A 21,914-nucleotide genomic window follows, 5' to 3' on the forward strand; every position below is an offset into this window, starting at 1 on the left:
CGCCGCCCGACCGGAAGAGGGGATCCTTTAACTCCGGCATTACGGACGCATCCGGTACATCCGCAGCAGGCCCCCGGCAGCCTCCCCGCCCGCCGGTGGCACGATAACCCGGTGAGCCCTGAGATCCGCCCCGGGTTGCGCCTCTCCCCCGACCGCCCGGTATCCGTCATCGCGCACCGCGGCGCCTCCGAAGCCGCCCCGGAGCACACCCTCGCCGCCTACCGCAGAGCCATCGACGAGGGCGCGGACGCGCTCGAGTGCGACGTGCGGCTCACCGCCGACGGTCATCTCGTCTGTGTACACGACCGCAGGGTCAACCGCACCTCCAACGGCCGCGGTGCCGTGTCCGCCCTGGAGCTGGCGGACCTCGCGGCACTCGACTTCGGCTCGTGGAAGAAGGAAGGCCCGGACGAGGACCCGTACGAGTCACCCGACCAGGAGGAGAGCGACCGCACCTCCGTCCTCACCCTGGAGCGGCTGCTGCAGCTGGTGGCGGACGCCCCGCGCCCCGTCGGCCTCGCCATCGAGACGAAGCACCCGTCGCGGTGGGCCGGCCAGGTCGAGGCGCGGCTGCTGCAGCTCCTGGAGAAGTACCGGCCGGTGACCCCCGTACGGGTCATGAGTTTCTCCGCGCGGTCCCTGCACCGCATACGGGCCGCCGCGCCGCACATCCCCACCGTCTATCTCATGAGCCTGCTCTTGCCGCGCCACCGTGACGGCCGCCTGCCCCCCGGCGTCGCCGTCGCGGGCCCCAGCATCCGCATCCTGCGGGCGCGTCCGGAGTACGTGGAGCGGGCGCACCGCCTCGGCAACGAGGTGTACGCATGGACCGTGAACGAGCCGGAGGACGTCGAGCTGTGCGTACGGCTCGGTGTCGACGCGGTGATCACAAACCGGCCACAGCAGGTACTGGCGCAGCTGCGCTGAGAACGCCGCTTTCCCGCACCCGTGTTAGATACGACACAACCGGCACCGGCGAGACGACGCCACGCGGCCCCAATTCGCCCTGAAAACAAACCTCTTACCTGCTGTGCATCGATGCATTCGTTCTGTATTCGATCCTTCCGAATGCGTCAAGCAGCGTTGCGTGGCCGGTTTCCGCCAGACGTTCCCGGGGCATTCATCGAATTGGCGTGGGGCAAAGGAGGTCTCGGGGGTGGCGTTGGTTATGGCACAGAACGTGCCTGCTTCGTCGACGATGGCTGTGCCTCACGGCCCCGCCGGCGTAGGGGCTGCGCGGCGCAGAATGCGCGCGGACCTGCTTGCGAGCGGGGCTAACGAGACGGTCGTCGACGATGCCGTCCTGATCCTTTCCGAACTGCTCAGCAACTCGTGCCGGCATGCGAGACCGCTGAGCCGCGACGAATCCGTACGAGCGGCCTGGAACCGCGACAGACATGGCGAGTTGACCATTTCCGTGACGGACGGCGGCGGCCCCACCCGGCCGCTGCCCGGCACCCCCTCGGTCAGTGCGCGAGGTGGCCGGGGTCTGGCCATCATCGGTGCGCTGGCGCGTGACTGGGGTGTTCGGGAGGAGTTCCACGAAATCCCGGGAGAAATACGGCATCCGGAAGGCGGTCCGGAACGGGGGGTGACCGTGTGGGTCGTCCTCGCAGGCGACAGCGGCGACATCGGGGAAGGCCTGGCGGACAGCCTGGCTCTCGACCTCGCGGCGGTCGAGGAACTGCGCTGAGCCGAAGCACGGCACGGGGTGGAGGAACTGCCACGGGCGGTGACCGCATCGGGTTGCGGTCACCGCACCGCGTTGCCGGGAGGGCGAGTACCGCGGGCCGTCGCACGGCTGCCCCGCCCTCCTCCGGGAAGCGGACGGACGACACGCGGAGCGCGTCCTCCGGCGGACTCAGCGGCTAGGCTCACGCCCACAGTTGGTGCGCGCGGCAGGGGCCGTCGGCCGCCGCGGACCGTGACCTGCCGGCCGGCCGAGCGCACGGCCCGGCTCCCAACGTCACGGCAGCGCACCGCACTTCACCGCACCGACCGACCGCCGACCGATCTCGACCGCGATCCCTCCCGACCACCCGATCGCAGAGCTGGAGAACCGCACGCCATGGCCAAGAAGCGCCGCCCCCAGCCCAAGGCCGCCGCACCGCGACTCGTCGACGGTGAAGTCCCCGTCGTCGGCGCCCGCGAGCCCTGCCCCTGTGGCTCCGGACGCCGCTACAAGGCGTGCCACGGCCGTGCCGCCGCCCAGGCCGTGACGGAGCTCGTGCAGCGCCCCTTCGAGGGGTTGCCCGGCGAGGCCGACTGGGTCGCGCTGCGGGAGCTCGTACCCGCCGCGACAGCGCAGTTGACGCTCAAGGACGGGCTGCCCGAGGGCGTACCGTCCGTGACGCTCGCAACCGTGCTGCCGATGGCCTGGCCCGCGCTGCGCCGCGACAGCGGCGAAGTGCTCCTCGGCCTGCAGAACGACACCGCTTCCGGTGACATCAGCCGGGACCTCGCGGACACGCTGAACCGCGCGTTCACCACCGCGCCCGGTTCTCCCGTGGACGCAGGCCGCGCGGCTCCCGACGGACCGCGCCTTCAGGACCTGCTGGACCTGGACGCGCCGTTCTCGCCCGAGGTGCACACAGGCTTCGAGTTTTGGCTGGGGGACGAGGGCGACAAGGCCTCCGGCGAGGTCGCCGCATCGCTGGAGCGAGCCAATTCGGCCGCCATCCCCACGGCCCGGCTCACCGGCGCGGAGGGGGCGTACTGGTGTGAGACACCCGAGAAGAACCACCTGCGCTGGGTCATGACGCACCCCGAGGAGAAGCTCCTCGACGCGCTCGCCCGCCTGCACGCCGCCGGAACCTCGTCGCTGGGCGAAGACACCCGGCTCGTGGGTTCCTTCCGCGCACACGGGCTGACGGTGCCCGTGTGGGACCTGCCCGGCAGCATGCGCGCCGAGGACTGCGAGAAGCCGGCGGCGGCCTTCGCCGAGCGGCTGACGGAGGCCCTCGGCACGAGCACGCCTCTCACCGGGGACGAACGGCGGGCACGCAGCGGTCTCATGAACCGCCAGGTGACACTGAGCTGATCTGGAGCAGACCATTCCGCAGAGGCCGTACGGAGAAAGTGTGACCGTGACTCCCGTCACACCTGGCCGGTAACCGAGCATACTGGCAGGTAAATCAACGTCCGGATCTGCGCGATCGAATTTGCTAACGGCGGATCTCTTGTTACCTTTCTAGGAGCCCGGTCGCTGGTGCATCCCCCGTCGCCAGCGACCGGGTTCTTCCATGTCCGGCCCCGGAGCCGCACCGCCGCCACAACTCAACTCCCTCATTCCGCTTGGGAGTTGCTCCCCGAGCGGAGCAACAGCCGCGCTCCGTCGGGGGTTCCGATCTCCGCCGTCGCCGAGTACCGCTCCGTCCCCCCGGCCGTCCGCTGCCCGCCCGCCTCCCGGCTCCGCTCCCGGGGCGTCTCGCACATCCCCGGGCCGCCCCCGGCCGGCAGCGCGCACTCGGCGCGCAGCGAGGTGCCGTCGGGCCGGGTGAGCGTGAGCGCGCCGCGCAGCGGGGAGCCGGTGCCGTTCCGGTGGTACGTACGGGCCCACGTCTCCTCCGCGTCGGTCAGGACGCAGGTCTGCGCACGCAGTCCCCCGGCTGCGGTGAGTTCGTCACCGCAGGACGAGACGAGCCGCGCGCCCTCCGCCGAGTGCGCAGCAGGGCCGCCACGCATGCCGCCCGCCGATCCGGTCCCGGTGCCGGGCCGCTCGTCGCCCCCGGCTGCGGAATCAGAGAACTTCGTGACCTGTACGGGCGTCTCCCCGTCCGGACCGGACCCGGCGGGCCCTGCCGTGGCCGCCGCGATCGGCAGCACGGCAGCGAGCACCACGGTGCAGGCGAGCGCGACGAGGGGGAGGTGAGACGCACGGTTCTGCGGCTGCTGCTGAGGCATGAGGGAACCCATCTACGGCTCACCGGAGAGAGGAAGCGGGACCGTGGAGCGAACATATCCGGCGTACCGGGTCAACTCCGCGCGAAAAGCGCCCATTTCGCGTACAACACCCGTGAGCTCCTACCCGTACGGGTGACGCGGCTCCGCATCCCTCTGCGAGGCGCCCCGGAGAGCACTCCGGGGCGCCCTGCGGCCCGTGGCCGCCCAGGGTTCGGAAGGTTCAGAAGGTGAGGCTCGTGCCGGAGCCGGGAGCCGTCGTACTCGCCTCGACGAGGACGTCCAGCACGCGCTCCATGCGGGGCAGCCACGGCGCCGTGCAGGGCAGGGCACCGCGCTTGGCACGGCGCGCGGCGGACCGCCCCGACTTGCGCGTGCCTCCCGTCACCTCCGCGGCGAACGGTTCACGTTCCCAGCGCACCCGGCCGGCGCCGGTGTGCGAGGGCGGCAGGGCGACGTAGCCGCCCTCGCCGTGGAACCGGAGCGAACTGGGCACCCAGTCATGGGCGTAGAGCTTCTCCCCCAGCTCCGCGAGGGCGTACGGCGCGACGAGCAGCGTGAACCGGGTCGGCGTCGCGACCACCGGCCCGATGCGCTCCCCGAGGCGGTCGAACTCCGCGAGCGCGCGGGCACCCGCGATCGCGGGCAGGCTGAGCGCGGACGGTCCCCGCCCGCCGGTCGCCAGGATCAGCGGCGCCGTGGGGCGGTTGGTCCACCACCAGCCGACCATGCGGGCGTCGGTGGACGCGGCAAGCAGCACCGGGTCGAAGGGATGGGCTCCCGGCACCGCGCACTCGGCATCGGGGCAGGAGCACACCGCGGCCGACGGCTGTCTGGACTGGCGTGCGGTCGTGGCGGAGGCCGGATTGAGTGCCGCTCCGGGAAGTACCGGCCAGCCCCAGCAAGTTGCGTAGTGGAGCGCCGCGTTGCGCAGCGAAGACCGGTTCATGCGTCGCCTTCCGAGGATCTCGCGCATGTGCGCTCGTTCCTTTCCGTAAACGCCAACAGATCGTCCCGACAGAGATCGTTCAGCCCGTCACCACACGTCATTCACTGCTCACTTTGCGCCACAAGAAGCGCATCTCATCCCACGGCCGAGCCTGGAACATGGCGGGTGCGGGCTCACGCACCGTGCCCGCGCGCCGTGCCGCCTTCTGTGCTGGTGCCCTCGATGACGCCTGGTATTGCGCTCGTACTGGCCGTGCCGACTGTGCCTGTCCGTCGAACCGGAGAGGGGAGAGGTCGCTGCCTCATATGACGCGCCGCTCCCTCACCGGGTTCCGTTCCCGCGGCTGCCGAGTCGACCCTCCGGCCTGCGCTTCCTCAACAGCGGGGAAGCGAGCGGGTGTGCGGGGTTGCTCCAGTCGACAGCAAATGCCGCCCCTCAGAGACGATTTTACGCCAACGTTGTGCAACCGCCGCACGGGCCCGTGGAGTCAACATCAGCACACGGACACCATTCGTAGTGCAAGGACAATGCTGGACATCCCGTTGTTGGTACGTGTACATCTGGTGCATTGCCAGCGGAGCAGCGTGCCATGGGGGTTTGCGATGCTATGCAGAGAGACTGTCCAGAGCGCGAGAACGCTCCCGTGAGCGCCCCGCAGCGGTCGAAAGTGGCCGGATTCAAACCCGTGATCCCCCCACCGCCTCAAACTGCGCCCCCCGCTTCCGATGCGTCGGCAGAGCAGTTCGCCGCCATCCACGACAGGCTGGCCAGCTGGGTCACCGACCTGACGACACTTCAGGAACTCGCCGAGCGGCTCTCGGCGACCGCCACCCTCGATGAAGCTCTCCGGGAGACGCTCCGCGCCGGAGCCACCCTCGTCGGCGCCCAGCGGGGTCTCCTCGCGCTCGAACCGGCCGACAGCGACAGCCCGGAACGCACCATCGGGCTGGGCCTGGGCCGCTCCGACATCGGCGAACTGGAGACGGTGCCGCGCAGCTCGTCCTCGTACGCACGCATCCTGGACGGACTGCCCGCGCCGGACGGCCGGGACGCAGCCCGCGGTCCCGACGGCAGCGCCGACGACGGCATGGGCCCGGGGCTCGGCGAGGACCGCGGCTACCCCGAGATCACCCACCCCGACATCGCCACCGACGACACCCTCGACCCACGGCACCGCGAGGTCGCCGCCAGACTCGGCTACGCCGCCAGCCACGCCACCCGCATCGCCACGGCAGGCTCCCCGCGCATCGGCGCCGCCGTGTGGCTCTACGACGAGCCCGCCGAGCCGACCCCCCGCCAGCGCCACCTGCTCGGTCTCTACCTCCGCTGCGCCAGCGAGCAGATCGCCCGGCATCTCGAACTGGCAAGGGCCCGCGCCGACCTGAGCGCACTGCACGAGGGGCTGCTCCCCAGCCGGCTGCCGCGTGTCCCCGGCGTCACGACCGCCGTACGCCATCTGACGGGCAGGGGCGGCGGAGGCGACTGGTACGACGCACTGCCCCTGCCCGACGCCGCGCTCGGTCTCACCGTCGGAGGAGTCACGGGCAGCGGCCCCGGCACGGTGGCGGCGATGGGACGGCTGCGTGCCTCTCTGCGCGCGTACGCCGTCATGGAGGGCGAGGACCCGGTCGCCGTGCTCTCCGACCTCGAACTGCTGCTGCGTCTGACCGAACCGGCGCGTTCGGCCACGGCGCTCTTCGCCTACGTCGAACCGTCCGTGCGTCGTGTGCTGCTCGCCGGTGCCGGCCACTGCCCTCCCCTGATCATCGGCGAACACCGCACCGAGTTCGTCGAGACGACCCTCTCCGCACCGCTGGGCATGCTCGCCTGCTGGGAGGCGCCCAGTGTGGAGCTGACGCTGTACGAGGGCGAGACGCTGCTGCTCTACAGCGACGGGCTGCTGCACCGCACCGGCGAGGAGATGGACCGGGCGTTCGCCAGGCTGCACGCCGCTGCCTCCTGCGCACCCCCGGCCGTACGGGCCGACCCCGACGCGCTCGTCGACCACGTGCTGCGCACGACGCTGCCGGAGGGCGACACCGGACAGTCCGGCCGCCGAGGGCTCGCCGGGCACCCCGGCGACTTCGGACAGCACGACTCCGAGGACGTCGTCCTGCTGGCCGCACGCTTCTGACCCTCCCCGGCCGTCGGCGCGTCCGTGCACCGGCGGCCCCCGCGCGGGCACCCGTCCGGTGCCCCGCGCTCTTCGCGGCGACCCCTTGCTCGCCATCGCGTCGCCCGGCGACCGCTCCCCGCGCCCGTACGCCCTCACACCTGCCCCATGACCAGCTTCCGCGGGCTCGTGGGCCCCCATACGATGGAGGCGGTCGAACACCAGGAGGAGGCAGACGTGGCGGACCCCGCTGACGAGCAGCCGATCAAGCAGCGGAAGAACGGCCTCTACCCGGCCGTCTCCGACGAGCTGGCCGAGAACATGAAGACCGGCTGGGCCGACACCGAGCTGCGCGGGCTGGAGCCCGTCGCCCAGGCCGGGCAGACCGCGGACCGGCGTGCCCGGCTCTCCGCGCGGTTCCCCGGCGAGCGACTGGTGATCCCGGCGGGCAACCTCAAGACCCGCTCCAACGACACCGAGTACAGCTTCCGCGCCTCGGTGGAGTACGCCTACCTCACCGGTGACCAGACCGAGGACGGCGTCCTCGTCATGGAGCCGGACCCGGCCGGCGAGGGACACGAAGCCACGCTCTATCTGCTTCCGCGTTCGGACCGGGAGAACGGCGAGTTCTGGCTGGACGGCCAGGGCGAGTTGTGGGTCGGCCGCCGGCACAGCCTCAGCGAGGCGCAGCAGCTGTACGGGATGAGCTGTGCGGACGTCCGCACAGTCACAGGTGAGCTGCGTGCCGCCGCAGGTCCCGTGCGCGTGGTGCGTGGATACGACGCCGCTGTCGAACAGGCGCTCAACGACAAGGTCACCGCCGAGCGCGACATGGAGCTGCAGGTCTTCCTGTCCGAGATGCGCCTCGTCAAGGACGACTTCGAGATCGGCGAGCTGGCCAAGGCGTGCGAGTCGACTGTCCGCGGCTTCGAGGACGTCGTCAGAGTGCTGGACAGGGCGGAGGCCACCTCCGAGCGGTACATCGAGGGAACGTTCTTCCTCCGGGCCCGCGTCGAGGGCAACGACATCGGCTACGGCTCGATCTGCGCCGCCGGCCCGCACGCCACGACGCTGCACTGGGTGCGCAACGACGGCGCCGTCCGCTCCGGCGAGCTGCTGCTTCTCGACGCGGGGGTGGAGACCCACACCCTCTACACCGCCGACGTCACCCGCACGCTTCCGATCAACGGCCGCTTCACGGACCTGCAGCGGAAGATCTACGACGCGGTCCACGAGGCGCAGGAGGCAGGCATCGCGGCGGTCCAGCCCGGCGCCAAGTACCTCGACTTCCATCTCGCCGCGCAGCGCGTCCTGGCGACGAAACTCGTCGAGTGGGGCCTGCTGGACGGACCCGTGGAGCGGGTCCTGGAACTGGGGCTCCAGCGCCGCTGGACTCTGCACGGCACGGGTCACATGCTGGGCATGGACGTGCACGACTGCGCGACCGCCCGCCGCGAGACGTACGCCGAGGGCACCCTGGAGCCCGGGATGTGCCTCACCGTCGAGCCCGGACTGTACTTCCAGCCCGACGACCTCACGGTCCCCGAGGAGTACCGGGGGATCGGCGTCCGCATCGAGGACGACATCCTGGTGACGGCGGACGGCAACCGCAATCTCTCCGCCGGGCTGCCGCGCAGCAGCGGCGACGTGGAGGAATGGATGGCCGCCCTGCGCAGTTGACCGGTCGGGCGGCGGACGGCAGGCACCAGCCGCGAGTTGTGTGCCGTGCCCGGAGTACCGGGTTACAGCAAGGGCGTTCCGGTACGTCCGGTTCCGGGGCTACTTTCGTCACATTGCCGCGCGGAATCAGTCACGGTGCATAACCTTGCTGATACCCGGCTTGCCAGTCCCGGTCAAGGAGAGAGCACACGGTGGTCACGCTTCGGTTCCGGCCCGGCCTGCTGGCGGCGCTGCCCTTCGTGGCGATGGGCAGCGTCGTACTGGTCGACGTGACCGCGGGCCCGGGCATCGGTTTTCTGCCGATGATGGCGCTGGGGCCCGCGTTCGCCGGCTTGATCGGAAACGTACGCCGCAGCGTGGTGATCGGAGTCGTCGCGCTCGTGCTGTCGCTGATGCTGAGCATCTTCAACGACCAACTCGGCGAACGCCGCGGTTACACGACCCTGTTCTCGGTGGCCGGGGTCGCCGTCGCGGGGGTCGCGGCGACGGCGATGCGCCAGCGGCGCGAGGCGGAACTGGCCAGCGTACGGTCCATCGCGGAAGCCGCACAGCGCGTCCTGCTGCGGCCTGTGCCGCGCAACGCGGGGCATCTGCGGGCGGCCGTCTCCTACACGTCCGCCATGGCCGACGCCCGCATCGGCGGTGATCTGTACGAGGTGGTGACCTCGCCGACCGGCGTGCGCATCATCGTCGGGGACGTGCAGGGCAAGGGCCTCGAAGCGGTGGAGACGGCGGCGGTCGTCGTGGGCGCGTTCCGTGAGGCCGCGTACGACGAGAAGGACCTGATGGCGGTCGGCGAGCGGCTCGAACGTGCGCTGTCGCGCCATCTGAGCGGGGAGAAGTTCGTGACCGCCGTGCTGGCGGAGGTGCGCGACGGGGACGGCGCCACCCTGCTCAACTTCGGTCATCCCGCGCCGCTGATGATCCGTCCCGACGGCTCCGTCTCCTTCGTGGAACCGCCCGAGCGTGCCATGCCGCTCGGCCTGGACCTCGAGGACGGCCCCGCGCCCGAGCCCCACCCCGTGCCGTTCGTCCCCGGTGACCAGCTGCTCTTCTACACCGACGGCGTCAGCGAGGCCCGCGACCGGTTCAACCGGTTCTATCCGATCGACGAACGCGGCGACCTCTTCAAGGACCCCGACCCGGACGCGGTGCTCGCCTCCGTGCGGCACGACCTCGCCGACCACGTGGGCGCCCCGCCGCACGACGACGCCGCGATGCTGCTGCTGCGGTATCGCGACCAGTAGGCGTAGGCGTCGAGAGCAGCGACAGCTGAGCGTTCAGCCCGCCGCCAGCAGCGCGCTCGGGCCGCTCTCGGACCGCTTCCCGTTCCCCGAACCACCCTGACCGTGCTGCCATTTGAGCGTCTTGTCGAAAGTGACGACAGCTCCGCCGTGGTCCGGCCTGTTCTGTACGCGCAAATGGTCGGCGAGTGACTCGATCAGGACGAGCCCCCGCCCTGACTCCGCGTCGAGGGGCCCGCTGCGGGCGCGTGAAGCTGCCGCGGCACGGAAGCCGGGGCCGGAGTCGGCGACCTCGATGCGGCACTGGTCACCGTCGAGGTAGGCGGTCACGCAGTACGCCTCGGACGTCTCGCCCTGCCCGTGCTCCACGGCGTTCGCGCATGCTTCGGAGAGTGCGAGCGACAGTTCGTAGGAGATCTCGCTGTCCACACCGGCGCTGTCCATGGCGTTGACGAGCAGCCGCCGGGCGAGCGGCACGCTGGCAGCTTCGCGCCTCAGTTGGAGACACCACCACATGCTCATGCTCAACCCTCCACAGGCCGAGGCTCGACGGTCGGCCCCGAGAGGCCGCCCCGGCCATGGGCTACGTATTGCCGGGGTGGGCGAGGCGTACGCACATGGATCTGCGCATGCCGTCCGTTCGGGGGACCCGCGGCCGGTGGCGGAGGGGGAGAGACATAGCTCCGGCCAGACGTTCCGGTCGGAGCCGGACCGGTGTGGGCAGGGACGGAGTGCACCGGTGCACATGATTCGGATGTTTCGACCCCCGGCTTATGCAGGGCGGTCCCCGGTGAGATGATTGCGCCGCAATGACGGCCGGGGCGGATCTCAGACTCCTGCGGACTGCGGTGTTCACCGCGGTCTGCGTGACGTTGTCCGCCGGCGGTCACTCGCTGACAGGCGGTGGTCGCGTACCGCTCTGGACGATCGGTGTCGCCTGCGTCGCCGTCTTCGTGATCGCGGCACCGCTGGCCGGGCGTGAACGCTCGCTGCCAGGGATCGCCGCACTGCTCGCGGGCGGACAGATAGCGCTCCACATGCTTTTCTCGTGCGGCGGTACGAGGTCTGTGACGGCTTCCGCCGCTCCCTCTGCCCATTCCTCCCACGGCGTCACCGCCCCCGGGAGCGGCGCGGGTCTGCGGAGTCTCGCCGCGCAGTTGCTCTGCGGTGATCAGTCCGCGGGGAGCATCAGCGAAGCGCGTGCCCGCCGCGTCGTCTCCGACGCCGGGCTGGACCCGGCCCGGCTCGGCGGCCAGGCGGGGTCGTCCGTGCCCGAGCACGGACACGCCGCCCACCACGCCGGTCAGCACGCCGCGCACCACCCGGGGACAGGCACGGGGGCAGGGCACGAGGCCGCCGGTGCCGCCGCGTCCGCGGCGGACACCCCGCTGGAGTGCCTGCGCACCGCGGCCGACGTCGCACTCTCCCTCTTCGACGGGCCGATGCTCCTCGCCCACCTGGTTGCCGCGCTCGCCCTGGGCTGGCTGCTGCGCCGCGGCGAAGCAGCGCTGTGGCAGCTGGTCCGGCTCTCCGCCCGCTCGGCGCGCACCGCCGCCGCCCACGCGCGTGCGCTGGGCACGGCGTTCGCGTGCGTCCGGGCGATGAGCGGCAGGTCCCTGCCGCAGCTTCCCGGACGCGTCGTCTGCGGCATCCGCGCATGCGACCAACGTGAGCCGCGCTCCGTACTGCTGGACCACTCCGTGCACCGGCGCGGACCGCCGGAACAGCCGCGGCAAGAGACCTACGGACTCGCGGCCTGACGCACGGCGCCCACGACGGAACGACGGCGTGCGCCTCGCCGCGCACCCAGTCCTGTGCTGATCCGTTTTCCGATCCGCGTTCCGTCCTGGCATTCAGGAGCAACACACCATGCAGAGCACTCCACGCCGTCGTCTCACCGCCGTCGGCGCCCTCGCAGCCACCACCGTCATGCTGTGCGCCGGGCCCGCGCTCGCGCACGTCGGCGTCGACCCCGAGGAGGCCGAGCAGGGCGGCTACGGCGTCGTGAACTTCAAGGTCCCCAACGAGCGGGACGACGCCGCCACCACCAAGCTCGAGATCAGCATCCCGACCGACCACCCGCTCGCGTCCGTCATGCCGCAGCCGGTGCCCGGCTGGGACGTGAAGGTCACCAAGTCCGAGCTGGACAAGCCGATCGAGATGCACGGCGAGAAGATCACCGAAGCCGTCACCAAGCTCACCTGGACCGGCGGCAAGATCGGCAAGGGCGAGTTCCAGCAGTTCCCCGTCTCCATGGGGGAGTTGCCGAAGGACGCCGACCAGATCGTGTTCAAGGCCCTGCAGACGTACGACGACGACGAGGTCGTGCGCTGGATCGAGGAGCCGAAGGAAGGGCAGCCCGAGCCGGAGAGCCCCGCCCCGGTGCTGAAGCTGGCGCCGGCCGCGGCGTCCGGGTCCGACGCCAAGAACGGCGCGGGCACGGAGCAGACCTCGGCGGACGTCGCGGCCGAGGCGAAGGGCGGCGCCGAGAGCGGTACGGACACCACCGCACGCGTCCTCGGTGTCGCAGGCATCGTCGTGGGCATCGCGGGCGTGGCCTTCGGCGTGCTCGCCGGGCGGCGCAGGAGCGCCTGACCGGGGCCTCGGATGCGGGGTGGCCCGGCCGGACTCCCACCAGGGTTCCTGACTGGGCTGCCGGGCGCCCGTACGCGTGCGGCTGCGCGGGTACGGGCGCCCTCCCCCGGCAGGCCGCGGAGTGCGCTGCTCTCCGTACTGCCCACGGGGACCGACCCGAGGACTGCGAACCACGAACCACGGACCGCGGACCGCGAACCGCATGACCAAGCCGCAGGGCGGCTGCCGACGAACAGGAAGTCAGAAGGCAAGTGCTACATGCGTAAGACAAGAACCCTCTCCGCGGTCGCTCTCGCTGCGACCGCCGCCCTCGCCCTGTCGGCGTGCGGCGGAGACTCCGGTGCGAGTGGCAAGGGCACGGGCGACGAGGACAAGGCCGTCGCCTCCGCCGAACCGCAGAAGAAGGGCGGGACGGTACTCGACCAGCCCTTCGACAAGCCGGACCTCACCCTCACGGACACCAAGGGCGAGGAGTACGACCTGATCGACGAGACCAAGGGCAAGCCGGTGCTGCTGTACTTCGGCTACACCCACTGCCCGGACGTCTGCCCGCTGACGATGAGCAACATCGCCGTAGCGAGGTCGAAGCTGACCGCGGAGCAGAAGAAGGAGCTGAAGGTCGTCTTCGTCACGTCCGACCCCAAGCGCGACAACCCCGAGGAACTGGGCAGCTGGCTGCGCGGCCAGGACCCTTCCTTCGTGGGGCTCACCGGTGACTTCGACACGATCCAGGCGGGAGCCCGCACGGCAGGAATCAGCATCGAGCCGGCCTACAAGAAGAAGAACGGCGACATCGTCTCCACGCACGGGGCGCAGTTGCTGGCCTTCTCGCCGAAGGACGACAAGGCGCACGTCCTCTACACCGAGGGCAACACGTCCCCGCAGATCCTGGAGAAGGAACTCCCCGAGATCATCAAGGGGGAGAACCCGTGAGTGCCACGCTCCACCCGGCCCGGGGCCACCGCACCGGCCGCAGTCTCCGAACGGCCGTTCTGGCAGGAACGGCCGCCGTGCTGCTCGCGCTGTCCGCGTGCGGCTCCGGCGAGGAATCCGGCGCCGGAGCCAAGGGCTCGGGTTCGGACTCCGCGCCGCGGCTCACCGTCGAAGGCGCCTACCTGCCCGAGCCGGTGACGTCCGACATGGCCGGGGGCTTCCTCGTCGTGCGGAACGACAGCGCCACGGCGGACAAGCTGACGTCGGTCGAGAGCAGTGCGTTCGAAGAGGCGCAGCTACACAAGACGGTGGACCAGCAGATGCAGCGCGTGAAGTCGATGGACGTACCGGCTGACGGGGAGCTGCGGCTGAGCCGCGGCGGAAATCACATCATGTTCCTCAAACCGGAGCGGAAGCCGGTGAAGGGCGAGAAGGTGCCCGTGACGCTCCACTTCGAGAAGTCCGACCCCGTCGAGCTCTCGATGCCGGTCAAGGCGACCAACCACGTACCGGAGAAATGAGGGACTGACTCGTGCTGTTCACCACTCGGGCCACGACGTGCACTGCGCACACCTCGCTCAGCCCGTTGCTGCGGCCGCTGTCGATCGCTCTGTGCGCGGTTCTGTTCGCGCTGATCGCCGTACTGGGCAGCGCCGCTCCTGCTTCCGCGCACGCGGTGCAGACCGACAGCAGTCCCACGGAAGGGGCGGTGGTGGACAGCGCTCCCCGGGAGGTCCGCGTGACCTACTCCGAGGAGGTGTCGATGTCGGACGGTTCGATCAGGGTGCTCGGGCCGGACGGCAAGCGCGTCGACAAGAACAAGGTACGCGTCGTCCAGGGCAGCAAGGTCGAACGGGCAGTCGGCCTCAAGTCCGATGTGCCGAAGGGGACTTACACAGTCGCCTGGCGAGCTGTCTCCGCCGACAGCCATCCCGTGTCCGGGGCCTTCACCTTCTCGGTCGGGGCACCGTCCGCGACGAAGGCGGACGTGGGAAGCGGCGGCGGGGACTCCGAGACGGGGCTGGTCGACGCGGCTTATCAGACAGGACGGTACGCGGCCTACGCGGGTTTCATCCTGCTCGTGGGAGGCGCGGGCTTCGTGATCGCCTGCCGGCCGCGCGAAGCATCAGCGCGTCGTCTGCAGCGGCTCGTGGTGACCGGCTGGATGACACTCACGGCGGCCACGCTGCTGATGCTCCTGCTGCGCAACTCCTACGTGAACACCGGGTCGCTGAGCGAGATCTTCGACCTGGACGGGCTGAAGGCCGTCTTCGGGACCAAACCCGGCGCCGCCCTCGCCTCGCGACTGCTGCTGCTCGGCACGTCCGCAGTGATCATCGCGGTGCTGTTCGGCTCGTACGGGCGGAGTCACACGGAGGAGACGGCGCAGGGGGACGAGCAGGAACCGGCTGCGGAGAAGCCGGAGCAGAAACAGGGAGAGAGGACCGCAGAGGGAACGGCAGAAGGAACAGCGACGGCGGACGGGCCGAACCGCGACGTCACTCTCGGGCTCTGCCTCGGCGGCGGCGTCGTCGCAGTGGGACTGGCGGCGACCTGGGCCATGGCCGAGCACGCCTCCGCAGGACTCCAGACCGCCGTGGCCATGCCCGTCGACGTGGTGCACATGCTCGCGGTGGCGGCGTGGCTGGGCGGACTGGCGTCCCTGCTCACCTGCCTCCACTGGGGACCGCAGCCCTCTCGCAGCACTGTGCAGCGCTTCTCGCAGATCGCGTTCGGCAGTGTGGTGACGCTGGTGGCGACGGGGCTGTACCAGTCCTGGCGTCAAGTCGGGTCCTTCAGCGCGCTCACCGGGACTCCGTACGGGAAGCTGCTGCTGGCCAAGGTGGCTCTGATCATTCTGCTCATCGCAGTCGCCCGGGCGTCACGGCACCTGGTGGGGCGCCTCGGTGAGGTGCACAGCGACGCCCAGGACGCAGCGGGCACGAGAGCCGCCGACGACGCAGACAACGCAGACGATGCAGAGGACGCCGAGCACTGCGCGGATGCCGAGCCCCCTGTGCGCGAGGCCGAACCCGTCGCTGTCGGAACCGCTGGGACCGGGAGGAGCGAAGACTCCGGGGCCGGTTCCGGTTCCGGGGCCGGTTCCGGAGCCGTACGCGCCGCACAGCTCGCGCGGCAGCGCGCAGCGATCGAGAGCGCTCGCCGCAAGAAGTCCCGCCAGTCGGACCCGGAACGTGGCGCCCTTCGCCGTTCCGTGCTCGTCGAAGCCGGTATCGCCGTCGTACTGCTGGCCGTGACGACCGGCCTGACCAGCACCGAACCCGGCCGCACGGAGGAGCTGGCCCGGGCGGGGAGCGCAGCGGCGGCCGAAGCGGCACAGAAGCGCCTCGGCCCCGTGAAGGAGAAGATCCCCTTCGACACCGGTGGGCCGAAGGGCAAGGGCACCGCCGAACTGTGGATCACGCCGGGCCAAGCGGGTGGCAACTCGCTGCGAGTGATCACGAAGGGCCCGGGAGGCAGACCGCTGGAAGCCTCGGAAGTGAAGGCCGCCCTCCGGCTCCCCCTGCAGGACCTCGGACCGATCTCGGTGCCGTTCGAAACGATCAACGACAAGAAGAACCGCTGGCGTTCAGAGGTCGTCCAGGTTCCCCTTGCCGGCCGGTGGAAGGTCGCGCTGACCATCCGTACGTCCGACATCGACCAGGTCACCGAGACGATAACGGTGCAGATCGACTGACCGCCCCGGGTCCGTACGGCCCTCGCCGTACGGACCCGGGCACCGTGGGAGCGTCCTCCCGTCCGCACGACCCACCGAGACGAAGATCCGATAGGAAAGCCCCGATGAACGCGAAGATGGGCAGAACCACCCCAACCGCACACCCTCACGTCCGGGCGCGCACGGGAACACGCGCCTGCGCTGAGGTAATTGTGGCCGTGCGGCTGAGAACCGTCGTCCCCGGAACTCGCTAGGACTCCCATGACCCAGCACGACAACGAACCACAGCGCGTCTCACGGCGCCGCCTCGTCAGCCAGGTCGGCGCTGTCGGCGCCACCGGCATCGCACACGGCGCAACAGGCGGCGCTGTCGCGCAGGCCACGGCGCAGCAGGCACCGAAAGCGCCCACCCCCCTCACCAGCGTCGGCTCGACGCGCGTGCCGTTCCACGGAACCCACCAGGCGGGCATCACCACGCCGGTGCAGGCCTTCGGACACCTGATCGCCTTCGACCTCGTCTCCGGTGCCGGCCGCAAGCAGGCCGCGGCACTGCTGCGGCGCTGGTCGACGACGGCGCGGGAGCTGATGGAGGGCGAGTCCCCCGCGCGCAACACCGGCATCGCGCTGGACGCGGGGCCCTGCTCGCTCACCGTGACCTTCGGTTTCGGGCGCAGCTTCTTCGCCCGTACGAAGCTCGGGAAGCAGCTGCCCACGGAGCTGGCGCCCCTTCCGGATTTCTCCAACGACGCTCTGGAGAAGGGCCGTTCGGAGGGTGACCTGTGGGTGCAGATCGGAGCCGACGACGGACTCGTCGCCTTCGACGCCCTGCGTGAGGTGCAGCGTCAGGCCGAGGGAACCGCCCGCGTGCGCTGGCAGATGAACGGATTCAACCGCACGCCCGGTGCCACCCCCCGTCCGATGACCACCCGGAACCTCATGGGGCAGATCGACGGCACCCGGAACCCCAAGCCGTCCGAGGCGGACTTCGCCGAACGGGTCTTCGTCCCCGGCTCCGGTGCGAAACCGGGTGCCGCGTCCCCGGAGTGGATGGCGGGCGGGTCCTACGCCGTCGTACGGCGCATCCGGATGCTCCTCGACGACTGGGACGAGAGGTCGCTGACCGAACAGGAGAAGGTCATCGGCAGGCGCAAGTCCGACGGTGCTCCTCTCAGCGGCGGCAGCGAGAAGACCGAACCCGACCTCGAGAAGCGCGGTCCGGACGGCTCCCCCGCGATCGCAGCCGACGCCCACGTACGGGTCACCGCGCCCGAGACGAACGGTGGCGCCGCCATGCTCCGCCGCCCCTTCTCGTACCACGACGGCTTCCGCGACGACGGTGCACCCGATGCGGGGCTGCTCTTCATCGCCTGGCAGGCCGATCCGCAGCGCGGTTTCGTACCGGTGCAGCGCAAACTCGACCGCGGAGACGCCCTCTCGAGGTTCATCCGGCACGAGGCGAGCGGACTCTTCGCGGTGCCGGGCGGCCCCGCGAAGGGCGAGTACGTGGGGCAGCGGCTCCTGGAGGGGTGACCCCCTTTGCCGCTGCTGCCGGCTGGTCACGCGGTTCCCGTCAGGCGGGGCACCGAACAGCGGGGGCACCTGGGGCGACGCGCGGTGGCCGGCGGACTCGGTCGGTACGACGACGAGAGCCCGCCGGCCCCGCCGGTCACCGGGTTCCCGTCCCGGCGGAGTGGCGTTTCCGGCGCTGAGGGCCCCTCGCGGAGTTCAGACTCTCCCGAAGAGGTTCACCGGATCGACAAGCGCCTTGATGCCCGTCAGACGACGGTGGTGCCCGGTGTCGTGGGCGGCCCGCACCCCGCCGGGCGTCGTCCGGGCGGCCCGTCCGTATCGGAAGTTGCGGTTCGAGCCGACCGTCCAGGGCTCCACCAGTTCGAACACGCGCTCGTGCAGTGCACCGAGTTCGGCGAGGGCGGCGCCCTCCGTCACCGACAGCACCACCAGCAGACAGCCGGCGTCCCTGTGTCCCACGGCGTTCGGCACCTCCGGTTCCCGGCCGAGCGCACCGCCCAGATGACGCAGGCTGAGCACAGTCATCGCCGGGGCCCGCGGGCCGGTCAGCTCCAGCACGGAACGCAGCACCCCCGCATCCGGCAGCTCCCCGCCGAGCAGCACGTTGCCGCCCGCGTAACCGTGCGGCCGGTCGGGTTCGTTGTACACACCGGCCGACTCGGAGTACGGCATCGTCCGCAGGGTCTCCGCCAGACGCGGCCCGATCGCGCGCAGCGGGTCCACCAGACGCTCCCCGTCGGCCTGCAGACCGTTGTACGCGATCTGCACCTGCGCCACGTACCGTCCGCGGAGGTGCTCCGGCAGGACGGGAATGTCCGGGTAGTCGAGCAGGGTCACCGACGACGTCAGCTCTTCCGGGACCGTCGGCGTCCACGCCCGCCACCCTTCGACGACGTCCTCGGCGAGCTCGCCGTCGAAGAGCAACTGGCCGCCGTAGAACTGCTCGACGGGCATCAGACCGATCTCCAGCCCCGTCACCACGCCGAAGCCGCCCCGGCCGCCGCCTCCGCGCAACGCCCAGAACAGCTCCGGGTCACTGTCCTCGGTGACGTGGCGCAGACGCGTGTCGGAGGTGACGACGTCGAGACTCCGCACATGATCGGCCGCATAGCCGTACTGCCGTGCGAGCAGGCCCACACCGCCGTTGAGGGTGTACGAGACGGCACCGACCCCCGGCCCCGAACCGCTCAACGGTGCCAGACCGAACCGGGCCGCCTCCTCGATCACCTGGCCCCAGCGCACGCCGGCACCGATCCGCGCGGTACGGGCCGCGGCGTCCACGTGGATGTCCGTCATCCGGCGCGTACTCACCAGCACCCCGCCGTCCAGTGCCGTCCCGAGTCCATGGCCGGTGGCCTGCACTGCGAACGGAAGTTCGTGCGCTGCTGCGTGCCGCACCGCTGTGCGTACGTCCTCCGCATCGGCGGCACAGACGACCACGTCCGGGCAGTGCCGGTAACCGGCCTGGAAACCGGAGCATTCCTCGCTGTACGCGTCGTCGTCCGGCAGCAGGACCCGGCCCCGTACACGGCCGGTGGGGAACGGCACCGGGCTGACGGTGGCGCGGTCAGCCATGCGACCCGTCCGCAGAGCCGGCAGGCGTCCAGCTGCGCCCGAGCCAGGCCGCCAGTTCGTCGTACGCGTCCGCCCCTTCGGGTGGGGGCACGGCCGGACCGAACGGGACGTCCCCGCCGCGGCGTTCCGCGGGCGCGGCCTGCTTGGCGACCGCGAGGGCGAACTCCGCCAGTCCGTTGTCGAGTTCCGTACGCCTGCCCAGGGCCTGCGCCAGGTCCCACGCGTGGGTGACCACCTCCATCACACTGCCCGCGAGTGCGAACCGGCCGGGCATCGTCCCCCACGGAACGGTGACCACGGCGTCGAGCTTCGCGTCGTCCGCCCAGGCCGCGCTGAACCGTTCGCGGGCCTCCGCGTACGCCGCCGGCCAGGCGTCGTCCGCGACGCCCGACACCCCCGAGTCCACCTCCGCGTCCGGATCGACCTCCCCGGGCCCGCCGCCCTCCCCGACCTGCGCGATGCGGAGCGTTCCCCCGACCACGTGGCTCAGCAGGGCGCCGACGCTGAAGTCCGGGCAGGGCGTCGGATCGGCCAACTGCGCGGGACGCACCGAGTCGAACAGGAAGGCCATCTGGCGCGCTGCCCGTTCGTACACGGGACGGGGGTCGGCGGACGGGTCCGGAGCCGGGGCTCCATCCGGGCCGGGGGCGGAGGAATTCATGAAGCATCTCCTTTATTGCGGCATCTGTCCTGTCGTTGGACGTGCTGAGCTTCCCCGGTTTTCCTGACACATACCGTCAAGTTTTCCGGCAGTGTGGAACACGTGAAGTCGGACCGACTGCTCTCGATCCTGCTGCTGCTCCAGACCCGCTCACGGGTGCCCGCCGACGAACTGGCCAGACGGCTCGAGGTCTCCACGCGCACCATCTACCGCGACGTCGAATCGCTCTCGGCGACGGGCGTCCCCGTGTACGCGGAACGAGGCAGGCACGGCGGCATCTCCCTCCTGCCGGGGTTCCGCACGGACGTCACGGGCCTCACCGCCGACGAGGCGCGCGCGCTGTTCGTCCTCACCGCGCAGGGCACACACTCGGCGCTCGGCCTGGACAGCGCACTCGGCTCCGCCCTGCGCAAGGTGATGGCCGCGCTGCCGGCACCGCACAGACCAGCCGCCGAACTGACCAGCCGGCGCATCCTCGTGGACCCGGAACGCTGGCTGAGCGGACAGCAGCCCGCCGTCGACCTGGACGTCCTCACGACAGCTGTCTTCGCCGACCGGCGCCTGCACATCCGCTACCGGCACGGCGGAGAGACGCGCACGCACCACTACACCGTCGACCCGTACGGGCTCGTGGCGAAGGCCGGCACCTGGTACCTCGTCGCCGACCGCCGTGGACGGCCGCAGCTCTTCCGCGCGGACCGCGTCCAGCACGCGAACGTGACCGAGGTGCCCGTGCGGCGCAGGGAAGGTGTCGAACTGGGCGACGTCTGGGAGGAGTTGCGGCGACAGGTGGAGAGCTGGGCTCCGGACGTCCCGGTCAGGGCGAGGGTGCGGCAGTCCCGTCTGGAGATGTTCCGGCGCATCGTCGGGCCCTTCCTGCTCGGTACGGACGGCGACGGTGTCCCCGCGAGTGCCGACGCGGGTGGGGACGGAACGGCGGAAGGGGACACCGCAAGGACCGGGGATGCCGCCGTCGGGGATGCCGCCGAGGTCGGGGACAGTGCCGGAGAGACAGCCTGGGACACAGCCGAAGACGGCGATCCGGAGCACACCTGGGTGACCGTCCGTCTTGCCTACCCCGTGCTGCGCGCCGTCCGTCAGCTGCTCCAGTTCGGCCCGGACGTCGAGGTCCTCGAACCGGCGGCAGCGCGGGCTGAACTCGCCCGCGCTGCCGCCGCCGTCAGTGCGCTCTACGCGACGGACGGGGATGCGCCGATCTCACAGTCAGCTTGAGTGTGAGATCGGTGCGGTGTGATCAGCGGTCTCGACGGTGAGGTCGTCTCCGCGCGCAGTCCCGCGACAGGCGGTTGACGTCGGCACGCATGGTGCGCATGTCCTCGCCCATGTCGGCGAGACGCCGGCTCATGGCCGACACCACACGTTCGGTGTTGACCTGCCGTCGCTCCATCTGCAGGAGCCGGTGATCGACCCGCTCCAGCCTGGACGAGATCCGTCCGATGACGGGGCCGAGCTCGCGGAGGACGGACCCGGCGTCCGCGACGGCTGACTCCAAGTTCGTCACCCGGCGGTCGAGCGACGCGTACCCGGGCGGCGTCGCCGAGGCCGTGGTGGTCGCTGCTCGGGCGCTTTCCTCCGCGTCGAGGAGATATGCCCGCACCCGACGGGCCACGTCGCTGTCCCGCAGCAGCATCGCCACGTTGAGGACGGTGCGCCGGGTGTACACAGCGAGATGCGGCCGCCGCTGTGGATAACTTTGGGCCGCCTCGGATGTAACACTCAAGTTGAGTGTTACATATTCCTGCAGCTCAGAGCCCTGCAGGACCCGCAGACCGTTCCCCTCCAGCTCTTCCCGGTGACGGCGCAGCAGGTTATGCACAGCCTGCTCACCCACCTCGAAGTACTCGGCGACGTCCCGCGTCGTCGCGCGCACGCCGTCGGCGGACAGCGCCAACGCCTTGATCTTGTCGAGGACTTCGACCCTGTGGCTCATGCCGGAACGCGCGGTCGGCGACTCCAGCAACACGGATTCGGTGTACACGAAGAAACCCCTCCTGGGGCTCGTACGGACATGACGAGAAAGGCCCACTCACCTGGGG

General features: G+C 70.7%; 19 protein-coding genes. 13 read left to right on the forward strand and 6 right to left on the reverse strand.

What is annotated here, in order from left to right; all coding sequences use genetic code 11:
- Positions 1-111: 111 nt before the first annotated feature.
- The 3 genes from ACFPA8_RS15260 (at position 112) to ACFPA8_RS15270 (ending at position 3,040) form a co-directional block, all read left to right on the forward strand.
- Positions 112-927, forward strand: a complete 816-nt coding sequence (locus ACFPA8_RS15260) for a glycerophosphodiester phosphodiesterase family protein (RefSeq protein ID WP_386448377.1) — start codon at positions 112-114, stop codon at positions 925-927.
- 319 nt (positions 928-1,246) lie between these two features.
- The gene (locus tag ACFPA8_RS15265; RefSeq protein ID WP_386448380.1) at positions 1,247-1,693 is read left to right on the forward strand and encodes an ATP-binding protein; all 447 of its coding nucleotides are present in this window, start codon (positions 1,247-1,249) and stop codon (positions 1,691-1,693) included.
- Positions 1,694-2,068: 375 nt separating this feature from the next.
- Positions 2,069-3,040, forward strand: a complete 972-nt coding sequence (locus tag ACFPA8_RS15270; RefSeq protein WP_386448382.1) for a DUF5926 family protein — start codon at positions 2,069-2,071, stop codon at positions 3,038-3,040.
- A gap of 245 nt (positions 3,041-3,285) precedes the next feature.
- Here the strand turns inward: ACFPA8_RS15270 and ACFPA8_RS15275 are convergent, their stop codons facing one another.
- On the reverse strand, positions 3,286-3,915 hold the full coding sequence (locus tag ACFPA8_RS15275; RefSeq protein ID WP_386448385.1) for a hypothetical protein: 630 nt from the start codon (positions 3,913-3,915) through the stop codon (positions 3,286-3,288).
- A 208-nt stretch (positions 3,916-4,123) separates the two neighbouring features.
- Positions 4,124-4,876: a bifunctional DNA primase/polymerase gene (locus tag ACFPA8_RS15280; RefSeq protein WP_386448387.1), complete on the reverse strand. Its 753-nt coding sequence runs from the start codon at positions 4,874-4,876 to the stop codon at positions 4,124-4,126.
- 562 nt (positions 4,877-5,438) lie between these two features.
- Here ACFPA8_RS15280 and ACFPA8_RS15285 point away from each other — a divergent pair.
- The 3 genes from ACFPA8_RS15285 to ACFPA8_RS15295 all read left to right on the forward strand — a co-directional run bounded on the left by ACFPA8_RS15285 (position 5,439) and on the right by ACFPA8_RS15295 (position 9,889).
- On the forward strand, positions 5,439-6,983 hold the full coding sequence (locus ACFPA8_RS15285) for a PP2C family protein-serine/threonine phosphatase (RefSeq protein WP_386448390.1): 1,545 nt from the start codon (positions 5,439-5,441) through the stop codon (positions 6,981-6,983).
- Between the two features lie 183 nt (positions 6,984-7,166).
- Positions 7,167-8,642 (forward strand): aminopeptidase P family protein, encoded by a 1,476-nt coding sequence (locus ACFPA8_RS15290; RefSeq protein ID WP_386449456.1) that lies wholly within the window; start codon positions 7,167-7,169, stop codon positions 8,640-8,642.
- Positions 8,643-8,887: 245 nt separating this feature from the next.
- Complete coding sequence (locus ACFPA8_RS15295; RefSeq protein WP_386449458.1) at positions 8,888-9,889, forward strand: PP2C family protein-serine/threonine phosphatase; 1,002 nt, start codon at positions 8,888-8,890, stop codon at positions 9,887-9,889.
- A 33-nt stretch (positions 9,890-9,922) separates the two neighbouring features.
- On the opposite strand, the gene ACFPA8_RS15300 is transcribed toward ACFPA8_RS15295, so the two are convergent.
- Positions 9,923-10,408 (reverse strand): ATP-binding protein, encoded by a 486-nt coding sequence (locus tag ACFPA8_RS15300; protein WP_386448393.1) that lies wholly within the window; start codon positions 10,406-10,408, stop codon positions 9,923-9,925.
- Positions 10,409-10,752: 344 nt separating this feature from the next.
- Between ACFPA8_RS15300 and ACFPA8_RS15305 the strand changes: the two genes are divergently transcribed.
- From ACFPA8_RS15305 to efeB, 6 genes are all read left to right on the forward strand, one after another.
- Complete coding sequence (locus ACFPA8_RS15305) at positions 10,753-11,646, forward strand: hypothetical protein (RefSeq protein ID WP_386448396.1); 894 nt, start codon at positions 10,753-10,755, stop codon at positions 11,644-11,646.
- 109 nt (positions 11,647-11,755) lie between these two features.
- Positions 11,756-12,481 (forward strand): YcnI family copper-binding membrane protein, encoded by a 726-nt coding sequence (locus ACFPA8_RS15310; RefSeq protein ID WP_386448398.1) that lies wholly within the window; start codon positions 11,756-11,758, stop codon positions 12,479-12,481.
- Between the two features lie 258 nt (positions 12,482-12,739).
- Positions 12,740-13,414 carry an SCO family protein gene (locus ACFPA8_RS15315; RefSeq protein ID WP_386448401.1) on the forward strand — a complete coding sequence of 225 codons (675 nt, stop codon included), beginning with the start codon at positions 12,740-12,742 and terminating at the stop codon, positions 13,412-13,414.
- The gene (locus ACFPA8_RS15320) at positions 13,411-13,935 is read left to right on the forward strand and encodes a copper chaperone PCu(A)C (RefSeq protein ID WP_386448404.1); all 525 of its coding nucleotides are present in this window, start codon (positions 13,411-13,413) and stop codon (positions 13,933-13,935) included. Before ACFPA8_RS15315 ends, ACFPA8_RS15320 begins: the two co-directional genes overlap by 4 nt.
- An 11-nt stretch (positions 13,936-13,946) precedes the next feature.
- Positions 13,947-16,112: a copper resistance CopC/CopD family protein gene (locus ACFPA8_RS15325; RefSeq protein WP_386448407.1), complete on the forward strand. Its 2,166-nt coding sequence runs from the start codon at positions 13,947-13,949 to the stop codon at positions 16,110-16,112.
- Between the two features lie 240 nt (positions 16,113-16,352).
- Positions 16,353-17,621, forward strand: a complete 1,269-nt coding sequence (gene efeB / locus ACFPA8_RS15330; RefSeq protein WP_386448410.1) for an iron uptake transporter deferrochelatase/peroxidase subunit — start codon at positions 16,353-16,355, stop codon at positions 17,619-17,621.
- Between the two features lie 195 nt (positions 17,622-17,816).
- Here the strand turns inward: efeB and ACFPA8_RS15335 are convergent, their stop codons facing one another.
- Both ACFPA8_RS15335 and ACFPA8_RS15340 read right to left on the reverse strand, forming a co-directional pair.
- Entirely contained in the window at positions 17,817-19,196 is a 1,380-nt protein-coding gene (locus tag ACFPA8_RS15335; RefSeq protein WP_386448413.1) for an FAD-binding oxidoreductase, read from the reverse strand.
- A complete protein-coding gene (locus ACFPA8_RS15340) occupies positions 19,189-19,857 on the reverse strand; it encodes a TIGR03086 family metal-binding protein (protein ID WP_386448416.1) in 669 nt (222 codons plus the stop codon). Before ACFPA8_RS15340 ends, ACFPA8_RS15335 begins: the two co-directional genes overlap by 8 nt.
- Positions 19,858-19,959: 102 nt before the next feature.
- On the opposite strand from ACFPA8_RS15340, the gene ACFPA8_RS15345 reads away from it, so the two are divergent.
- Positions 19,960-21,090 carry a helix-turn-helix transcriptional regulator gene (locus ACFPA8_RS15345; protein ID WP_386448419.1) on the forward strand — a complete coding sequence of 377 codons (1,131 nt, stop codon included), beginning with the start codon at positions 19,960-19,962 and terminating at the stop codon, positions 21,088-21,090.
- A gap of 22 nt (positions 21,091-21,112) precedes the next feature.
- Here ACFPA8_RS15345 and ACFPA8_RS15350 read toward each other — a convergent pair whose 3' ends face one another.
- Positions 21,113-21,856, reverse strand: a complete 744-nt coding sequence (locus tag ACFPA8_RS15350) for a hypothetical protein (protein WP_386448422.1) — start codon at positions 21,854-21,856, stop codon at positions 21,113-21,115.
- Between the last annotated feature and the right edge of the window lie 58 nt (positions 21,857-21,914).

Source organism: Streptomyces ovatisporus, assembly GCF_042653885.1.
Lineage (GTDB): Bacteria > Actinomycetota > Actinomycetes > Streptomycetales > Streptomycetaceae > Streptomyces > Streptomyces ovatisporus.

Bases quoted from the DNA above. Each gene is read 5' to 3' on its own strand.
- ACFPA8_RS15265 (WP_386448380.1), top strand. From the start codon at position 1,247: ATGCGCGCGGACCTGCTTGCGAGCGGGGCTAACGAGACGGTCGTCGAC.
- ACFPA8_RS15270 (WP_386448382.1), top strand. From the start codon at position 2,069: ATGGCCAAGAAGCGCCGCCCCCAGCCCAAGGCCGCCGCACCGCGACTC.
- ACFPA8_RS15275 (WP_386448385.1), bottom strand. From the start codon at position 3,915: ATGGGTTCCCTCATGCCTCAGCAGCAGCCGCAGAACCGTGCGTCTCAC.
- ACFPA8_RS15280 (WP_386448387.1), bottom strand. From the start codon at position 4,876: ATGCGCGAGATCCTCGGAAGGCGACGCATGAACCGGTCTTCGCTGCGC.
- ACFPA8_RS15285 (WP_386448390.1), top strand. From the start codon at position 5,439: ATGGGGGTTTGCGATGCTATGCAGAGAGACTGTCCAGAGCGCGAGAAC.
- ACFPA8_RS15290 (WP_386449456.1), top strand. From the start codon at position 7,167: ATGGAGGCGGTCGAACACCAGGAGGAGGCAGACGTGGCGGACCCCGCT.
- ACFPA8_RS15295 (WP_386449458.1), top strand. From the start codon at position 8,888: ATGGGCAGCGTCGTACTGGTCGACGTGACCGCGGGCCCGGGCATCGGT.
- ACFPA8_RS15300 (WP_386448393.1), bottom strand. From the start codon at position 10,408: ATGAGCATGTGGTGGTGTCTCCAACTGAGGCGCGAAGCTGCCAGCGTG.
- ACFPA8_RS15310 (WP_386448398.1), top strand. From the start codon at position 11,756: ATGCAGAGCACTCCACGCCGTCGTCTCACCGCCGTCGGCGCCCTCGCA.
- ACFPA8_RS15315 (WP_386448401.1), top strand. From the start codon at position 12,740: ATGCGTAAGACAAGAACCCTCTCCGCGGTCGCTCTCGCTGCGACCGCC.
- efeB (WP_386448410.1), top strand. From the start codon at position 16,353: ATGACCCAGCACGACAACGAACCACAGCGCGTCTCACGGCGCCGCCTC.
- ACFPA8_RS15335 (WP_386448413.1), bottom strand. From the start codon at position 19,196: ATGGCTGACCGCGCCACCGTCAGCCCGGTGCCGTTCCCCACCGGCCGT.
- ACFPA8_RS15340 (WP_386448416.1), bottom strand. From the start codon at position 19,857: ATGAATTCCTCCGCCCCCGGCCCGGATGGAGCCCCGGCTCCGGACCCG.